At 44.7% G+C, this 17,872-nt stretch carries 15 protein-coding genes and 1 riboswitch; of the genes, 4 read left to right on the plus strand and 11 right to left on the minus strand.

Going from position 1 to position 17,872, the window contains the following annotated elements; all coding sequences use genetic code 11:
• Positions 1–307: 307 nt before the first annotated feature.
• The 8 genes from JSY36_RS01345 to JSY36_RS01380 form a co-directional block, all read right to left on the minus strand.
• The gene (locus JSY36_RS01345; RefSeq protein WP_236784369.1) at positions 308–1,345 is read right to left on the minus strand and encodes an LAGLIDADG family homing endonuclease; all 1,038 of its coding nucleotides are present in this window, start codon (positions 1,343–1,345) and stop codon (positions 308–310) included.
• 41 nt (positions 1,346–1,386) lie between these two features.
• Positions 1,387–2,046 (minus strand): DUF429 domain-containing protein, encoded by a 660-nt coding sequence (locus tag JSY36_RS01350; RefSeq protein WP_205164935.1) that lies wholly within the window; start codon positions 2,044–2,046, stop codon positions 1,387–1,389.
• A 302-nt stretch (positions 2,047–2,348) separates the two neighbouring features.
• On the minus strand, positions 2,349–5,798 hold the full coding sequence (metH, locus tag JSY36_RS01355) for a methionine synthase (RefSeq protein WP_205164936.1): 3,450 nt from the start codon (positions 5,796–5,798) through the stop codon (positions 2,349–2,351).
• Between the two features lie 24 nt (positions 5,799–5,822).
• Complete coding sequence (locus JSY36_RS01360; RefSeq protein WP_205164937.1) at positions 5,823–7,670, minus strand: bifunctional homocysteine S-methyltransferase/methylenetetrahydrofolate reductase; 1,848 nt, start codon at positions 7,668–7,670, stop codon at positions 5,823–5,825.
• A gap of 18 nt (positions 7,671–7,688) precedes the next feature.
• Positions 7,689–8,840 carry a cystathionine beta-lyase gene (gene metC / locus JSY36_RS01365; RefSeq protein ID WP_205164938.1) on the minus strand — a complete coding sequence of 384 codons (1,152 nt, stop codon included), beginning with the start codon at positions 8,838–8,840 and terminating at the stop codon, positions 7,689–7,691.
• Entirely contained in the window at positions 8,840–9,958 is a 1,119-nt protein-coding gene (locus tag JSY36_RS01370; protein ID WP_205164939.1) for a methionine biosynthesis PLP-dependent protein, read from the minus strand. Before JSY36_RS01370 ends, metC begins: the two co-directional genes overlap by 1 nt.
• Positions 9,959–10,050: 92 nt before the next feature.
• Positions 10,051–10,153, minus strand: a riboswitch (SAM riboswitch).
• Positions 10,154–10,246: 93 nt separating this feature from the next.
• On the minus strand, positions 10,247–10,888 hold the full coding sequence (locus tag JSY36_RS01375) for a fumarylacetoacetate hydrolase family protein (RefSeq protein WP_205164940.1): 642 nt from the start codon (positions 10,886–10,888) through the stop codon (positions 10,247–10,249).
• A 16-nt stretch (positions 10,889–10,904) separates the two neighbouring features.
• Entirely contained in the window at positions 10,905–11,630 is a 726-nt protein-coding gene (locus tag JSY36_RS01380; protein ID WP_205164941.1) for an HAD family hydrolase, read from the minus strand.
• Positions 11,631–11,780: 150 nt separating this feature from the next.
• Between JSY36_RS01380 and JSY36_RS01385 the strand changes: the two genes are divergently transcribed.
• The 4 genes from JSY36_RS01385 (at position 11,781) to JSY36_RS01400 (ending at position 14,689) form a co-directional block, all read left to right on the plus strand.
• Positions 11,781–12,581 carry an SDR family NAD(P)-dependent oxidoreductase gene (locus tag JSY36_RS01385; RefSeq protein WP_205164942.1) on the plus strand — a complete coding sequence of 267 codons (801 nt, stop codon included), beginning with the start codon at positions 11,781–11,783 and terminating at the stop codon, positions 12,579–12,581.
• A gap of 62 nt (positions 12,582–12,643) precedes the next feature.
• Positions 12,644–13,522, plus strand: coding sequence for a DMT family transporter (locus JSY36_RS01390; protein ID WP_205164943.1), 879 nt, complete (start codon positions 12,644–12,646; stop codon positions 13,520–13,522).
• Between the two features lie 96 nt (positions 13,523–13,618).
• Positions 13,619–14,365 carry a protein-glutamine gamma-glutamyltransferase gene (locus JSY36_RS01395; protein ID WP_205164944.1) on the plus strand — a complete coding sequence of 249 codons (747 nt, stop codon included), beginning with the start codon at positions 13,619–13,621 and terminating at the stop codon, positions 14,363–14,365.
• A 69-nt stretch (positions 14,366–14,434) separates the two neighbouring features.
• Positions 14,435–14,689 carry a hypothetical protein gene (locus JSY36_RS01400; RefSeq protein ID WP_205164945.1) on the plus strand — a complete coding sequence of 85 codons (255 nt, stop codon included), beginning with the start codon at positions 14,435–14,437 and terminating at the stop codon, positions 14,687–14,689.
• A gap of 51 nt (positions 14,690–14,740) precedes the next feature.
• Here JSY36_RS01400 and JSY36_RS01405 read toward each other — a convergent pair whose 3' ends face one another.
• The 3 genes from JSY36_RS01405 to JSY36_RS01415 all read right to left on the minus strand — a co-directional run bounded on the left by JSY36_RS01405 (position 14,741) and on the right by JSY36_RS01415 (position 17,867).
• Entirely contained in the window at positions 14,741–16,093 is a 1,353-nt protein-coding gene (locus JSY36_RS01405) for a TldD/PmbA family protein (protein WP_205164946.1), read from the minus strand.
• Positions 16,093–17,481: a TldD/PmbA family protein gene (locus JSY36_RS01410; RefSeq protein WP_205164947.1), complete on the minus strand. Its 1,389-nt coding sequence runs from the start codon at positions 17,479–17,481 to the stop codon at positions 16,093–16,095. Before JSY36_RS01410 ends, JSY36_RS01405 begins: the two co-directional genes overlap by 1 nt.
• A 122-nt stretch (positions 17,482–17,603) precedes the next feature.
• Positions 17,604–17,867: an HPr family phosphocarrier protein gene (locus JSY36_RS01415; protein WP_205164948.1), complete on the minus strand. Its 264-nt coding sequence runs from the start codon at positions 17,865–17,867 to the stop codon at positions 17,604–17,606.
• Positions 17,868–17,872 lie beyond the last annotated feature (5 nt).

Genomic DNA, 17,872 nt, shown 5'->3' on the forward strand with positions numbered 1-17,872 from the left:
AACATTCCAATATAATTATTAAATAAAACACAATAGTTTTCTTAAGATACATATCCAAGGAATTGATTTAGTTTAAATGAACTTTAAATCAAATAATAAAATAATCGATTAAATCAAACCGTAATTAAATCCGATGATTTATGACATTAATAATTGCTGTTTTTTTGTTTTGTCTCAAAACATTGAGTTTACTTAGGATATGATACACCATCTTTTGATTTCTACATTGAGTACGATAATAGATATTATGTCTACTGTGAAAAATCATAATTAAGAGCCTCCTCTCTTGGAAGCCCTTCTTTAGTAATTATTTTGAATTAATTGTTTCGATCTCAGCTTTGAAATCCAAATCATTTTTAACCCAGGTTACGTAGGTTGAATAATTAATTTTTGCTTCATTACAGGATTTCTGTATATCAAAGCAGTGCCTGTACTTGCGAAGAAAAACCTCTTTTCTATAAATTACTGAATCATTTGTTCGCTTTAATTTTCTGTTTTCCAAGCTTTCTTCAGGTAAATTTTTGTATAGATCTATGAATCGTTCAAACTTTCTCTTAAGGAATATGTTTTTATTCTTATAAATCCAATCCAGAAAGGATTTGATTGTTTTTTTCCCGCTTATATGGATTCTGTAATTGGTTTTGTCACTCATAAACCTGCAGTCACCAATATGACTGTTAATTATTTGTCTCAGCCTATCCATAAATACTTCTGAACCACCTACAAACACAATATAAAACGTTTTTTTATACAGTGAACCATCCCCATCATAATAGCCTCTTATAAAATGACTCAAATACTCATCTGGCACGTCTGGAAAGTTAAATGTATTTGATTTAGCCGGAAACATCCCGTGAATATTCATTAAATCATCCTTCATGATTTTACTGTGTATATTCAGAATGTACACACCGGTTTCATCGTTCTTTACAATACGATGATTTGAACCCAGTTCATCCCGGATATCCTCCAGAATTTCAATCTCATTTTGTGCAAACGAAACTGTCTGTGTCTGCCCGGAAATACAACCGTCTGCTGCGAAAAACCCAAGAACATAGGCCATAGTCGGTGACCACGTTTTAAAATAATCCTCGTTCACCTGATATTTTCGTTTCCAGCTCCCTCTCGCCCGCCTTTTCACATCATTTCGTCTCAAAACAACATTAACGGTTTTCTGAGACACACCTGCGAGGACAGCGATATCCACCGTCCTCATCCCTTCTTCATACATCTTCACGATTTCATGATCACTCAGCTTACATCTTTTTACGCTCACCAAATCCAACCCCTTACCCTGGAAGTGGATGACTGACGTTATGAAAAATGCTCTAAATCCATTATGCAAACATACGTTCGCAATCGCTAATAATAGCACTTCGGCTTATATCAGCAACAATAATCATAAGGATTCAGGGGAGGATCAGCAGGATAAAGCCATCTCGACTTTAACTCTGGATCTGCCCAGTGCCAGGCACTTAAAGCTGCTGCACATGCGTCAATCAGGTGACTTTCTTCTTTACAACCCTCCGGTATCCCCTTCAATTGCTGTTCTTTAAACCACCCGAGCATAAATTCCCTTGAAGATCGCCCTTTTTTATACTCCAATACATGAAAAAACTTACCGGCGTCTATCCTGGAACTAATGGCTGCTCCAGGATGTACTTCCACAATTGAAATACGGTCAGCATGAGGCAGGCGCTCGAGCTCCCTTGTGAGCCTGATCCCCCGCAATGTTAAATACGCCATTCTTGAATAGGTAGGTGACATAATAGATCCTGATCGCATTCCAAGAGACACAATGTACTTTCGCAATTCCTTATCCCCAGCCCGGTCTCCTCCCCCATCAGCATAGGATAACGGCGCATCAATACCGATGACAACGTGATCAGACTCGGACAATTCTTCTACTGCGTTTAAGAAGGATAAGTCACTCACACCGCTTTCAAGATTCCTCAGTTCCAATTTTCCGCCTGTGTGCTGAAAAACCGCCATTACAGTGTCTCTATGATTACTGGGTCCCGCTAAATCAACTCCGACAACCTTCATTTGCTTCCCCGTCCTTTCAGGACTTATGAACTCATTCTACTTTTTTAAAACACTCAATAAAAAAAGTTGGGCACATCCCCTTCCTGAAAACATAGGCTGTAATTATAAGAACGCGGAGGGATCCCACGATGAAGAGTGAACAGTTAATCCTGATTTTGGTTCTTTTTATCCTGCTTGTGATTTTGGGGTATATCCTTTTGGACACACATTACACCGGGCCCTTGTTCCTTTACTGACAATTGCCGACGCTGGTCTCAAAAAAAGTGATGGAAAAGGCCCGAAGCCTGATCCATCACTTTTATTTACACAGCGAAATATCTGCCTTCCGGGTGAGCGAAAACCATAGCGGATACACTCGCTTCCGGCTCCATCATGAACTCATCTGTTAACTGCACGCCGATTTGCTCAGGGTTTAACAATTTAAACAGCTTCCCCTGGTCATCGAGATTCGGACAGGCAGGATAACCGAACGATACTCTCACACCCTGGTATTTAGCGGCAAAACGGTCCTTCATCGTGAAGTCCACACTGTCAGGGAAGCCCCATTTATCCCGCATGAGCTGGTGAATCCTTTCTGCAAAGCCCTCTGCAAGCTCCAAAGCAGTCGCCTGAATCAAGTGGCTTTCCAGGTAATCCCCCGCCTCCTTCGCTTCTTCTGCGAGCTTTCTTACACCACGGCCGGCAGTGACGGTTAAAAACCCCACATGATCCATTTCACCACTTTCAACGGAACGCAGGAAGTCGGCCAGACAAAGGTAAGGCTTCTTCTTTTGACGTGGAAACGAAAACCGTTCAAGAACACGGCTGTGATCCTCAGGGTCGTAGACAATGACGTCGTTTCCATCGGACTGAGCCGGGAAAAACTGATACATTCCGTTGACGTTGAGACTTCCGTCATCGTTTGCTTTCGCAAGCAACTCGTGAACTCTCTCCAGAAGTTGTTCTGTTTTTTTATCGCCCCGTTCAAGGTTTCGTTCGATTTTTCCTTTTACACCAAGATGATGTCCGATTAATGTCTGCATATTTATATAAGGATACAGATGAGATAAGCTGTAATCTCTTAAAATATGCTTTTTATAGTCTTCAGGTTTGTATAAAGGAGCAGTTTTAGATACCTCGGATACGGGACGCTCAAGGGTGGCTGTTGCTGTCTGCTGCGTCTTGTCACTCTCATTTTCAGCTTCTGCAATACGGGCCTGTTTCTCCCTGTGAGAAATGAGTAAATACTCCCTCTCGTCGGGCTTGGCAAGCTTATTTGCAAGATCCAGACCGTTCATTGCGTCTTTCGCATATAACACGAGACCCTCGTACTCTTTGGAAATCTTGTTCTCTGTAAAACGGCGTGTAAGAGCAGCTCCCCCTACGAGAATAGGAATGGAAATTCCTCTTTCCCTAAGGTCATTGGCTGTGAGAACCATCTGCTGTGTTGATTTAACAAGAAGGCCTGACAGCCCGATCGCATCAGGATCCTCCCGCTCAACAGCCTCAATCAATTCGTTCGCTGTTACCTTAATGCCGAGGTTTACAATCTGGAATCCATTATTTTTCAGGATAATTTCAACAAGGTTCTTGCCGATGTCGTGAACGTCACCCTTTACTGTAGCAAGGAGAATCTTCCCTTTTCCGCGGTCATCTTTCTTTTTCTCCATAAACGGCTCAAGGTGGGCAACCGCAGCCTTCATGGCTTCAGCTGATTGGAGAACTTCTGCAACAATCAGTTCATTATCGTTAAAGAGACGTCCGACTTCATCCATACCATTCATCAATGGACCATTTATGATATCAAGAGGGGTGTCATATTTGGCAAGTGCCTCGTCCAGGTCTTTAAACAAGCCTTCCTTCGTTCCTTCCACAATATAGCTTGCAAGCCGCTCTTCCAGTGTTAATGTTGAAACCTCAACTTTCTTTTCCACCTTTTTTTTCCGGTAGAATGCCGTAAATGTCGCCAGCGTTTCGTCATTTGTATTAAATAACAGTTCGTCTGCAAGCTGTTTTTCCTCTTTGGAAATTGAAGCGTAGCGTTCGAGTTTTTCTGTATTTACAATCGCATAATCAAGCCCGGCTTTTGTACAGTGATATACATAAGCCGCATTTAATACTTCCCGGCCTAAAGGCGGAAGGCCGAACGACACATTACTCACACCGAGGATGGTTAAACACTCAGGAAATTCTTCCTTGATCAGCTTTATCCCTTCGACCGTTGCTGCTGCAGAGCCGATATACTGCTCATCCCCTGTTCCGACGGGAAATACAAGGGGGTCAAAAATAAGGTCCTGAGGCGGAATATTGTATTTATGGACGAGGAGGTCGTAGGATCGTCTTGCAATTTCCAGCTTTCTTTCAGCTGAGACTCCCATCCCCTCTTCGTCAATCGTTCCTACAACGACTGCAGCGCCAAAACGTTTCACCAGGGGAGCCACCGCTTCAAAACGCTCTTCCCCGTCTTCCAGATTAATCGAGTTAATAATCGCTTTACCCTGGGAGTAGGTGAGCGCTTTTTCAATGACTTTTTCGTCAGTAGAGTCAATCATTAGCGGAACCTTTACTTTATTGATCACGTGCTCCAGGAACTTCTTCATATCTTCAAGCTCATCCCGGTCAGGATCAGCCAGACAGACATCAATCACATGAGCTCCCCTCTTTACTTGAGCCCGGGCAACTTCAGAAGCTTCTTCGTATTTCCCTTCGGAAATAAGAGATTTGAATTTCTTTGACCCGATCACATTCGTCCGCTCTCCTACCATAAGAGGGCGCATGGAATCGTCGTAGACGAGAGGCTCAATCCCCGAAACCACATGGGGATGGGATTCGGTCCGTTTCCGCGGTTTGTAGGATGAAACAGCTTCCTTGATCGCGGTGATATGTTCTGGGGTTGTTCCGCAGCAGCCCCCGGCAATGTTCAGCCAGCCTTTTTCCGCAAATCCTTCCAGCTTTTTAGCCAGAGACTGAGGTGATTCATGATAATGGCCCTCTTCATCCGGAAGCCCTGCGTTCGGGTAACAGTGCACGTAGGATGTGGCCAGATCTGATAATGAACGAAGGTGGTCCTGCATAAATTCAGGCCCTGTCGCGCAGTTTAATCCAACAACCGTAGGATTCATATGTTCAAGAGAAATGTAGAAAGCCTCAATATTCTGCCCGGCAAGGGTGGTTCCCATCGGTTCTATCGTTCCGGAAACCATCAGGGGGATTTTTGTTTCTCTCTCTGAAAATACTTTTTCAATTGCAAGATATGCTGCCTTTACATTCCTCATATCCTGGCTCGTTTCCAGGAGCAGGAGATCAACGCCGCCATCGAGGAGACCTTCCACTTGCTCTTTGTATGATTCAATGAGTTCTTCAAAAGTCGTTCCCCCGGTAACGGAAAGAGATTTGGTTGTCGGACCCATTGCCCCTGCAACAAACCGTTCTTCTTCGGGAGTGGAAAAAGTCCGTGCTTCTTCCTTTGCCAGAATCGCTGCCTGTTTATTGACTTCATAGGCAAGGTGGCCCAGGTCATAATCGGCCAGAACAAGATCAGTGGCTCCAAATGTGTTCGTTTCTATAATATCCGCACCGGCTTCAAGGTAAGTGCGGTAAATGGTTCGAATGACGTCAGGCGCAGTAATGTTTAAATACTCATTGCACCCATCGTACGGTTCGCCGCCAAAGTCATCTGCCGTCAGTGCGGCATTCTGAAGCATGGTTCCCATAGCACCATCGAGGACGAGAATGCGGTTTTCCAGTGCCTGTTCAAATGTCGTCTTAGTCATAGTAGATCGTCCTTTCAGTCAATGTTACCGGAGAGACTCCAATGTGAGTGCTTCTTTCTCTTTAATGTGTTTTGTAAGCTGAACGGTCATATTGTACCGTAAAAACGGTGTAATGAGGTAAATACCGGAGAAGTATTCGGTTGCTGCATCAATTAACGACTCGGCAATCCGGAGCCCTTCCTTCTGACTCGCTTCCGGATCGGAGGAGAACTTCGCCATATGGCTCCGTACTTCATCCGAGAGAGTGATCCCCGGAACTTCGTGGTGCAAAAATTCAGCGTTTCTGCTGCTCACCAGAGGCATGATCCCGATATAGACCGGAACAGGTAAATGTTTCGTAGCTTCATAAACCTGCTCAAACTGCTCAATACTGTATACGGGCTGACTCATGAAGTAATCTGCACCTGCTTCAATCTTCTTCTCCAGCCGTTTCACTTCCCGGTCCAGATGTCTCGCGTTTGCATTAAAAGCAGCTGCTACCGTAAACGATGTTTTGGCACCAAGATCTTTACCTGAAAAAGAGATACCTTCGTTTAATTGTTTCATCAGCCTGATCAGGTCCATTGAAGCCATATCATAGACGGATGTTGCCCCTGGAAAGTCACCGACTTTTGCGGGATCCCCCGTAATGGCCAGAACGTCATTGATACCCAAAGTATGAAGTCCGAGTAAATGAGATTGCAAACCGATCATGTTTCTGTCGCGGCAGGCAACATGAAGCAAAGGGTTTCCTTTCGTTTTCTGCTTAATGAGAGAGCCTAATGCAAGGTTATCGATACGGGACGAAGCAAGAGAATTGTCTGCCAGTGTTACTGCATCGACCCCTGCTTCTGTTAAAGCTGTTGCCCCTTTCATGAACTCATCAGCCTGAGACAAGGCTTTTGGCGGATCCAGCTCAACGATGATGCTTTTTCTTTTCTTCGATAGATCCGGCAGGCTTTCCTCCGCTGATGGAGAGACAACAGAAACGATGGACGCTTCCCTCCCCTTTACGAATTTTTCCGTAACAGGTCTGAGCTGTTTTTCATCAATGGCCTGTCGTATTTGTCTCACATGATCGGGTGTCGTACCGCAGCAGCCTCCGATCAGCCGGACCCCTTGTTCGATGAGTGTTTCTGTCATGTCGCCGAAATAGGATGGATTGGACTGATAAAAATACTTTCCATCACGAACATTCGGCAGGCTGGCATTCGGGTAGGCACATAGAGCAGCTTTTTCAGGAACCGGAACTTCTTCCAGCGACCTGAGCATATGATAAGGGCCCATCCTGCAATTCAGGCCTGCTACATCCACTCCTTCATTCTCAAGCTGAACGAGAGCCTCTCTTAATGGGATCCCTCCCTGCAGCACACCAATATCACCAAGTGTCACCTGCGCAACGATGGGCCTGTCTGTTCGCTTTCGGATAAACCTGACTAATGAGCGCAGCTCTTCAAAGTGATAAAAGGTTTCCAGTAAAAAACCATCAACTTCGCTTTGAAGAAGTACCAGTGCCTGCTCTTCCAGACTTTTAGTAATGTCTTCGGTATCGTATTCCTGAGGGTGAATATAGCCGATTCCTCCAATAGTGCCAAACACATAGGCTTCACCATTCGCAGCTTCCTTTGCGATCAAAACCGCCTTTTCATTTATATCATCAACCCGGTTTTCAAGATTATACCGGGAAAGCTTCAAACTGTTTGCCGCATACGTATTCGTCTGAATCACGTCGGCACCGGCTTCAAGGTATTGCTGATGGATTGCACGGACCTTTTCAGGGGAGGTGACGTTTAATTTCTCAAAACAGCCGTCATACCCTTCCTGGTAAAGCAGCGTCCCCATCGCTCCGTCTCCTACTAATAATCCTTCTTTTATACGTTCATTGAAATTCACTCTCATGCTCCTTTCCGGCTATAATGCTCGTTCTAAATCTGTTATGATGTCTTCTGCTTTTTCCAGACCGACGGATAATCTGAGAAGGCCGTCGGTGATCCCTCTCTTCTCCCTTTCTGCCTGGGGCATTGCCGCATGGGACATCTGCGCCGGATAGGAAAGAATGGATTCAACAGCCCCGAGACTCACGGCAAATACAGGCAGCTGTACAGATTCCACTACTTTTTTTACGTGACTTCTATCTCTTAACTCAAAAGATAAAACAGCACCGGAACCTTCTGACTGCAGCTTATTCTGGTCATAGCCCGAGTGAGTTTCAAGGCCCGGGTAATAAACACGGTTGACGGCCGGATGTTCACTGAGCCTGCGGGCGATTTTCAAAGCAGACTTTTCCGACGCTTCCATTCTTGTATGCATCGTTTTAATGCCCCGCATAATCAGCCATGCATCCTGAGGGCCGAGAATGGCCCCAAAGCTGTTTTGTAAAAATCCGATCTTTTCGGCAATGACCGGGCCCTTTACTACAGCAAGCCCCGCCACTACATCGCTGTGGCCCCCGATAAATTTAGTCGCACTATGGACGACAATATCTGCCCCGAGGTCAAGAGGGCGCTGAAGGACAGGGGTTAAAAACGTATTGTCAACAACACTGATACAGTCATTTTTCCTGGCAAGACCGGTAATCTCTTTTACCGGTGTTATTTTCATCGTCGGGTTTGATGGTGTTTCCATGTATATCATCCGGGTATTTGGACGAATCGCTCTTTCCACACTTTCTACATTCGTCATATCAACAAAAGTGTGTTCAATACCCATGCGGGTGAGCACTTCTGTTGTCATTCTGTAACTGCCGCCATACACGTCTTCTGTGATCACAAGATGATCCCCGGCAGACAAAAGCATAAACGTGGTTGAAATAGCAGCCATTCCTGAAGCAAAGGCAAATCCTTTCGTACCGTTTTCAAGGCCTGCAATGATCTCCTCGAGGGCTTCTCTTGTTGGATTGCCGGACCGTGCGTAATCATACTTTCCGAACGAGTCCAGGGTTTCCTGATGAAACGTTGAGGCATGCTGTATCGGAACACTTACCGCACCTGTCTGTGAATCACTTTTATATTTGTGGTGGAGCAGTCTTGTCTGTAAACTCAGTTCCTCTTTTTCTGTTAGCATCAACAGTCCTCCTTTGATCGAACAGCTTTAAAGGCCTGGTCTAAATCCCCGATTAAATCTTCAGCCGACTCGATTCCGACTGAAAAGCGGAGGAGGCGGTTACATACCCCCAGTTCATTCCTTACCTGTTCCGGAATATCTGCATGAGTTTGTGTAGCCGGATACGTCATAAGGCTTTCAACACCACCAAGACTTTCGGCGAATGTAATCAGACTAAGGTTTTGCAGTAAATTATCCACCTTGTGTTCATCGGTTACGCGAAATGAAAGCATTCCCCCATGGCCCGGGTAGATTACATCGGAAACGTCATTATGACCACGCAGGTAATCTGCAACAGCCCTGGCATTCTCCTGATGTTTTTCCATTCTGAGAGGCAGTGTCTTCATTCCTCTCATCACAAGCCACGAATCAAGGGGGGAAAGAACGGGACCCATACTGTTAAAAAAGTAAAACAGTCTCTCTGAGAGATCCTCTCCTTTAGTCACAATTAAACCGGCAATCACATCGTTATGCCCCGCAAGATATTTAGAAGCACTGTGAATGACAATATGTGCACCTTCCTTTATTGGCCGTTGCAGCAAAGGTGTATAAAACGTATTATCTACGATCAAAAGCAGGTTGTTTTCTTCCGCCAGTTTACTGATGGCGCCAAGGTCTGCTTCATGCATCAGTGGGTTTGTCGGTGTTTCGATAAAGAGTGCTTTCGTTTTTTCTGTAATAAGCGACCGGAACGTCTCAGGGTCCCGGCCGTCTGCATAGGAAAAGGACAGCCCCCAACGTTTCCATCCCTCTTCAAAAAGGCGGTAGGTTCCTCCGTACAGGTCGCTGGATGCAATAATCTCATCACCGCTCTCAAACAGGGATAATACAACCTGGATCGCCGCCATTCCGGATGAACAGGCAAATCCCCGGTCTCCTCCCTCCAGCTCAGCAATGGCATCTTCTAAAATAATCCGTGTCGGGTTTCCTGTCCTGGAATAATCATAGCCTGTGGACTGCCCTATTCCTTCGTGCCTGTAGGCTGTCGAACAGTAAATCGGGGCATTGACGGCGCCTGTCGTTTCATCTTTACGGTTTCCAATTTGTACAAAGGTCGTTTCCAGTTCTTTTCGGTACACGTGTGACAGCCTCCTAGAGAGTAATAAATAATAAAAAACCTTCTTCTTATAAAAATAAGAAGAAGGTCAGTATGTAAAAAAACATCAGCCTCTTCTTATCTTTGCGCGAACAAATGCGCAGGAATTAGCACCTGACCTTATTGGTTGGTTGCTGAGACTTCATCGGGCCTTTCCCTCCGTCTCTCGTGATAAGATTGTGTAAATATTCACTTAATTTAAATATTGAACCCTATTGTATATGAGTACGGTAAAAAACGCAACAGCTGTTTTATACACCGGAAGATTCCATTATCTGCCTGTACGCTCGTACTTATTGACCGTAAACCGTCCTTTCTCTTTTTCTCCCCACTTGAGGACATACTCATCACCGGCAGTAATCTGGCCGACGCCTTCAGGTGTTCCGGTATAAATGATATCTCCCGGTGCAAGGCCGAATAAATCATGACAATCCTTTATAATTCTGTGAAAATCAAACATCATGTTTTGAATGTTTCCTCTTTGGACTTCATTTCCGTTTTGAACAAGGGTAAAATCCGTTTCCTGACAAGTATTAAGGCCTGGGAAAGGCCAGAATTCCGTTACCAGCGCAGCATTTTTAAACCCTTTTGCCTTTAACCATGGATGGCCTTTTTCTTTAAGCCTCGTTTGTTCGTCCCTTAGAGTAAAGTCGATCCCTAACGCCATTTTATCGACAACATCTTCAACTTCGAACGTAGATCCGACCTCTTTTCCAATAAAAAGAACAATCTCCGCTTCGTAATGGACCGGTCCCCGGTCAGAAGGAAACAAAATATCCTGATTCTCTGCTTTTACAAGGGAACCTGTTGGTTTAGAGAAAATAAGAGGTGACTTTGGTATCTGGTTTCCAAGTTCCTCTGCGTGCTTAGCATAATTACGTCCGATACAAAAAATGTTCTTAATATTCTCCACTGTAATCCCTCCATCTTCAGCTGTACTGGAACACACCGCTGCCATTCTTCAGGTCTTTATAAAAGTCTTCCAAAGTTCCGTGGTCATCAATTGTGAATTGAGGAGCACCCCTGTCGATCACGTGACCTTCAACAAGATACGTTCTCATCCCGATGGCACTGGCGGACATATCTTCCTGCTTGTCATTACCTACCATCAAGCAGTCATCCGGATTTACCTCCAGCTGGTCACAAATGTGTTTGTAATATTCTGTATGTGGCTTCGTGTAGACACTTTCCTCATAGACGGTTACCAGTTCAAAGGGAATATGTGATATTCCAGCCCAGTTTACTCTGTGGTTGATGGCTGCTCTTGGAAAAACCGGATTTGTTGCAATAGCAACGCGATATCCCTTTTCAACAGCCTCTTCCACAACCTCCTTTGCAAGCGGAGTCGGCTCGCTCATATGAGAAAACCCGGGAAAGACCTTTTCATAAAAAGCGTCAAGTGTTGGCCATATCTCTTCTTTAGTTACCGGGATTAACGAGAGAAAGGTTTCTTCAAATACCGCTTCATTCGTTTTTTGATGGTCCTTGTTTTTGATCATGGCTTCCGTTCCCGCCCATAGGGCCTGTACAAATTGTTTCGGGTCCATAATGTGAGCGACTCTTGGTGCAAGTTCTTTTATGTAATTTTCTACAAAAGCTTCCGTGTCCATGGGAAGCAGTGTCCCATCCAAATCAAATAAGATGACCTTTACCATGATGAACGCCTCGCTTTTATAAAAGTGTCATGCGACCAAATTATACCATGATCATTAATATTTCTCTCAGGATATGACTTCCTCCGCCCTGTTTCAGGAGAAACGGAAATGGGTAACATGGACACATAAACGTTGAAGGAGGCATTACTTATGACGGTTTTTAACAAGGAATCATTCAATGATAAGCATCTCCTGATTACCGGAGCTACAGGCGGGATCGGGTATGAAACTGCAAAAATTGCAGCAGAGCTTGGAGCATCGATTACGATTACCGGAAGAAATGAAAAAAAGCTTTATAAAATAAAAGAAGAAATTGAAAACAGCAATCAGGATGCCAGTATATATGCACACATAGGTGATCTGACAAAGAAACATGACCGGGAGTCACTCCTAAAGCAGGCAGCCGGCAACCTGGGTCCAGTAACCGGTCTCGTTAATGCTGCGGGGATCGGAGGCGGGGATACAGTTGAGCGTCTCTCAGAGGACGATCTCAGAAACATTCTGGAGCTTAACTTTACGTCTACGGTGTTATTTACACAGGCGGTATACAATCAAATGATCGAGAAACAGCATGGGACCATTGTGAATGTCTCTTCCCTTTCCGGTTTAAGAGGCACCTATGGCAACAGCGCCTACAGTGCATCCAAATTCGCTCTTACCGGTTTCACCCAGGCACTGGCAGTAGAAGCAATCGAAAACAATATCCGTGTGAATGCAGTATGTCCCGGATTTGTAAATACACAAATGGCTCGTGATGCCATTTCGCGAAAAGGAAAGCGGCAGAACCGCTCGTTTGAAGAACAGCTGAAAATCGTTGAGGAGGGTCTTCCTTCAGGCCGGCTGACAGAACCTGAAGAAGTAGCCAACACCATATTGTTCCTCCTCACTGATGCAGCCTCCAATATCATTGGTGAATCTGTGAAAATATCCGGAGGGAGCGTCATGAGGTAATGGTCACTTCTGCCCGGTTTTAACATAACCTAACAGATAACGAATCTGTGAGGGTGACGGTTATGGGGTTTTTACTCGCTTTCTTATCAGCACTCTGCTTTTCCATCACAAACATTGTGTTGAAAAAAGGAATGACCCATTCCACAACAAACGGGCTATGGGTCATTACCCTGATGAACGTCCTTGTTTTAGGGGCAGCACTTCTGGCGGCTTCGTTTATAAAAGAACCACCTCAACTGACTGTAAATGGAATACTCCTTTTTGCCACTGCAGGTTTTTTAATAAATGTTATAGGCAGACCACTATTATACAAAAGCATTCGGATAAACGGTTCTTCTAAAGCCGTTGCCATAAAAAATTCCGCACCGGTATTTACACTGATCTTCGCATTGTTCTTTCTCCATGAACGTATTGCTCCCGGTCCCATGATCGGTATCATCTGTATCCTGACAGGCTTATTTGTGCTAGCCGTCTTCACGTTTAAAGAAGACCGGACCAAAGTCCAGCGGTCAGGATACTTGTATGCCCTTCTTGCAGCAGTTGGTTACGGCTTTGGACAGGGACTCACAAAAGAAGCAATGAATGTATTATACGAACCTGTCCTTGGAGCGTTCATCGGTACCGTAATCGCTTTATTTGTTCTGACTGTCTATGAAACATTCAGGACAGATAATTCTTTCTTTGTTTTCATGAAAGCTTCCTTTCGTTACCCCCACTATATTTGGGCAGGAATACTGACAGGATTTGCCCTCCTGTTCTTTTACCTGTCCGCCTCCCTCATTTATGTAAGCTATTCCGTGGCAATTCTTGCTGTCGACCCTGTCATAACCGTCATCCTGGCTTATTTTTTTCTTAAAAAAGAAGAGACCATTCCTCCGGTGCTCCTCATTGTGGGCATTCTCGTTTTTATCGGTGCGGGACTGATTTCTCTTCTCGGTTAAAAGAAATTGGTCACTATCTTCGTTCCAATCATATCCTTTAAAGAACTCAAATGTCCTTTGCTCGCTTCGTAGAGTCAATACATCAAAGGAGCGGATATGATGATCAGGATAAACTCACGCGAACTGGATCTTTCTACAGTGAATATGGCTGAATTAATTCCAGAACAGCAGCGGATTTTAAGGCTGATGGCTGGTTATCGTGATATTTATGACTACAATTCCCTACACGAGCTCTATTTTGAGCTTTACTTAAGGGTGCACATTTTGCGGGCTTCTGAAGGCTTAAACTACAGTGGTGCATCCTTTGCTACTTTTACAACTTCTTACTGTAACGAATATGTATGGTACCGGACCCGCAGGGGAGGATTTTACCTTCGGCCGGGAATTCCACCTCATGCAGCCATCAACGATATCTTTACAAATGGCCCTTTATACGCCTTCGAATGTGCTGTCGCAATCATCATCGTTTACTATAAGGCAGTCCTTGATGCCCTGGGACCGGCAATGTTTAACCGACTGTTCCCTCACATCTATCTCTTTTCATGGGAAGCTGACCGGGACCTAGGCCTTGCAGGTCATGTAAGTACGGACTACATTCCCGGGGACTGTGTCTATTTTGACAGCCCTGACTACAACAGAGCCACCCCTGAATGGCGGGGTGAAAATGCTATTCTAATGAATGGAGATCTGTACTTTGGTCACGGGATCGGGATCGTACCCGCCCGCGAAATTCTGGACTTTTTAAACTCAAAGCGAATGCCCTTTGCCAGGCGTTCTGCGTTTTTGAATAACTTTATTGTAAGACCGGACTTTCGTTATCTTAGCCGTTTTTATGTAAGATAAATCCTGCTTTGTAGAAGGAAACAATCCTATGCTATAGTAAAGACAGCGATTACAACCTGGGGTGATAACATGTTTAAATCAGGAGATACCGTTTATGTAAATAAGCATGGCAGAAGTGAGTATGTGGGTAAGGGGACTGTAAAAGAAGCCTGCAAAACACCGGAGGAGCTTCAGCGCTATTTTACTGAAACACACCCGTTTTTTGACACCTATACTTCCTGGATTCAAAAAGGGAAAACCATTTATATCGTGGATCTAGAGAGTAACATAGGTACTGCCGGTTTCCTCGAACAGGAACTTTCTCATGAACTTATTGAAGTTTAATTTCGAAAAAACAGTCGCAAAAAGGGGGAAATCCCTCTTGCGACTGTTTTTTTATTTTCCTCCGATGCTCAGGTTTGCCACTTTTAAGCTTGGGGATCCGATCGATCCACCGCTGGGCAGTTCGATTTCCAGGTCGCTTCCTACCTCCTCCATCTGCTGCAGAAGGGTAAAAAAGTTTCCTGCTACAGTAATCTGATTTACCGGCCGTACAATCTTCCCGGCTTTTACAAGGTATCCGTGAGCAGCAAGGGAGAAATCCCCTGAAATCGGATTTGCTCCTGAGTGCAGCCCCTGAAGATCCGTAATGACCACCGCTTCCTGACTTTCTGATATCAAATCATCGTAGCTCTTCTTACCGGCCTTAATGGTCATGTTCGAAGGAGAAATCCCGATTGTTCCTTTATACGAAGCTTTGGAAGCATGCCCCGTCGGTGACACTCCGTCTTTCTTTGCTGTTTTCCTGTTATGAAGAAATGTTTGCAGTACGCCGTTTTCAATCACATTCAATGGCTTCGTGGGAACCCCTTCACTGTCGAAAGAGCGGCTTGAGAACCGCTTCTCATCATGGGGATTGTCGATGACCGTGATGTTTTCCCCCGCTACTTTTTCTCCGAGCTTCCCGGCGAGACGTGACTTCCCTTTTTGAACATTTTCAGCTGAAAAGGAACCAACGAATGTCTGAAAGAGAGAGGCTGCTGCTTTGTTTTTAAAGATTACCGGGTACTGTCCGCTCTTAACCGGTTCAGCCCCCAGATAGCTCAGTGCCTCGGCAACCACTTCCTCTGCAATTTTCCCGGCATCAAACTTCGAAAAATCACGGGACACCTTCAGAGTCTGGGCACTTTTAATATCCTCTTTTTCTTTTACTACAACCGAAACAAACACATATACGGCGTTTCCTTTATTTTGTACGTCAAGCCCTTTTGAGTTTGCGATTCTTTTTTCTGAAGCAAAGGATTGAAGCATACAGTAATTGACACTTGATACTTTTTCACTTTGATCCTTACAAGCCTTCTCAAGCTCTTTTAAAAAAGCAATCTTCTCCTGTGGTGTAATCTGTTCAAGTTTTTCTGCGTACAAGTCAAGTTGCGGATAGGAAGAAGATCCTTCAAAGAGGTCTTCTCTGTCCTCCGTATCAAGAATGCCAAGGTTTTCTTTTGCTTCCTGTACAAGTAGATCTATAGATGTCTCATCAATTTTTTCTGTATAGGCATAACCCATCTGCCCGTCTATAAGCCCCCGGAAGGATAAACCACCGTCATTCGCAACTGTGTAGCTGTCCACTTCATTCTCGTAAACTTTCGTACTGAACTTTTCTCCATTTACGTAGTAAAGCTCCATTTCTTCAAAGCCTGCTTTTGAGCCTGCCTTAAACAGTCTCTCCTTAAATGCAGTCATTTCCATTATGCCTGCCTCCTTCCGCCAACAGTAATTTCACTTACACGAATCATCGGCTGGCCGACATTAGCGGGAATTGAACCGCTCACAGACCCGCACATCCCCTGACCGTGACCAAGATTGTTCCCGACCATATCCACCTTTTGAAGCGTTTTAGCTCCATTACCGATGAGTGTCGCACCCCGGACAGGTTCGGCAATCTTTCCGTTTCTGACGATATATCCTTCGTTCACTGCAAAGTTGTAGTCTGCAGTAGCCGGATTGACTGAACCGCCTCCCATGTATTTTGCGTAAATACCGAATTCTGTGTTCGCGATGATTTCCTCCGGTGTGGATTTTCCAGGTGCAATAAACGTGTTTGTCATTCGCGACGTAGGGGCAAATTTATACGATTCCCTCCTGCTGGAGCCTGTTGAGGGCATTCCCATTCTCCTGCCGCCGAGTTTATCAATCAAGTATCCTTTTAAAATCCCGTTTTCAATCAATACGTTTTTGCGGGTTTTTTCTCCTTCATCGTCAATGTTCTGTGAACCCCACTCATTTGGCAGAGTCCCGTCATCGATATACGTGACGATGTCAGGTGCAACTCTTTCTCCGAGACGTCCTGCAAAAACGGAATTGCCCTTAGCTACCGAGGTGGCCTCGAGTCCGTGCCCGCATGCTTCATGAAAAATAACCCCTCCGAAGTCATTGTCAATAATAACTGGGAACTGGCCGCTCGGGCATTCGTCTGCTTTCAGCATCGTAACGGCAATTCGTGCAGCTTCTGATCCGTAGTAGGACAGATCAAGATCCTCCATCAGCTCGAACCCTTTATGGGCTCCGGGAGAATAGGAACCTGTCTGCATTTCCTCCCCGTTTGAGGCTACGGTCTGGGCTGACAGCCGTGTGCGGATGCGGCGGTCCTCTACTAACCGCCCTTCAGAGTTGGCAATAAGTACGTTCTGGTCAACATCGTTATAACCGATCGTTACTTGTGATATCAGCTGGTCGTAGTTTTTAGCCACCTGGTAAATATCTCTCATTACTGCCACTTTTTTTGATTTGGCAACGTCCAAGGGGGCGAATGTGACCGGATGAATCGTATTCACTTTTTCAGTTTGCAGCTTTACAGCTTCGGTTCTGCCTTCCCCGGATAAAGCCTGACCGGCCTTTTTTGCCATTGCAATCAGGCGGTCTTCTGTATGGTCATTTGTGTAGGCGTACACACTGTTCGTTCCTTTAAAAATACGTACTCCAATGCCGAAATCCTTACCTGAAATACTTCTCTCTACCTTTCCTCCTATCAGAACTATACTCGAGTTCACCTTGTCTTCTGCAAAGACTTCTGCAAAATCACCACCTGTACTTAGTGCAGCGTCGATTATGTTTTCTATGACTGATTGAGCAAGCATTCGATCCCTCCATTGTGAAATTGTACAAATAATAAGTCTTCTCCTAATTGTATAGGAAAATTGAGGATATTTCGATAACAAAAATAAATCCCCATGCCAAAATGCATGAGGATAGGACAATGTTATTGATGATAGTGAATAAACCTTGTAATTTCTTTTAATGCATATTCTGCATCTTCACCTTTAATGCTCACTGTAAAAGTCTGATTTCGGTTTGTTGTGAAAAACAGGTTCATAACACCGAGGACACTTTTGAGATTGTACGCTTTTTCATTTTTTATTATATACACATCACTGTCAAACAAGCTGGTTACCTGGATAAGGTTAAGGATCTTCTGAACAGAAAGTCCACTCCCCATGCTAAAATCATAAGTTACCTGTTCCACAGTTC

Origin of the sequence: Alteribacter salitolerans, from assembly GCF_016901055.1 — a bacterium.
Classification (GTDB): Bacteria; Bacillota; Bacilli; order Bacillales; family Salisediminibacteriaceae; genus Alteribacter; species Alteribacter keqinensis.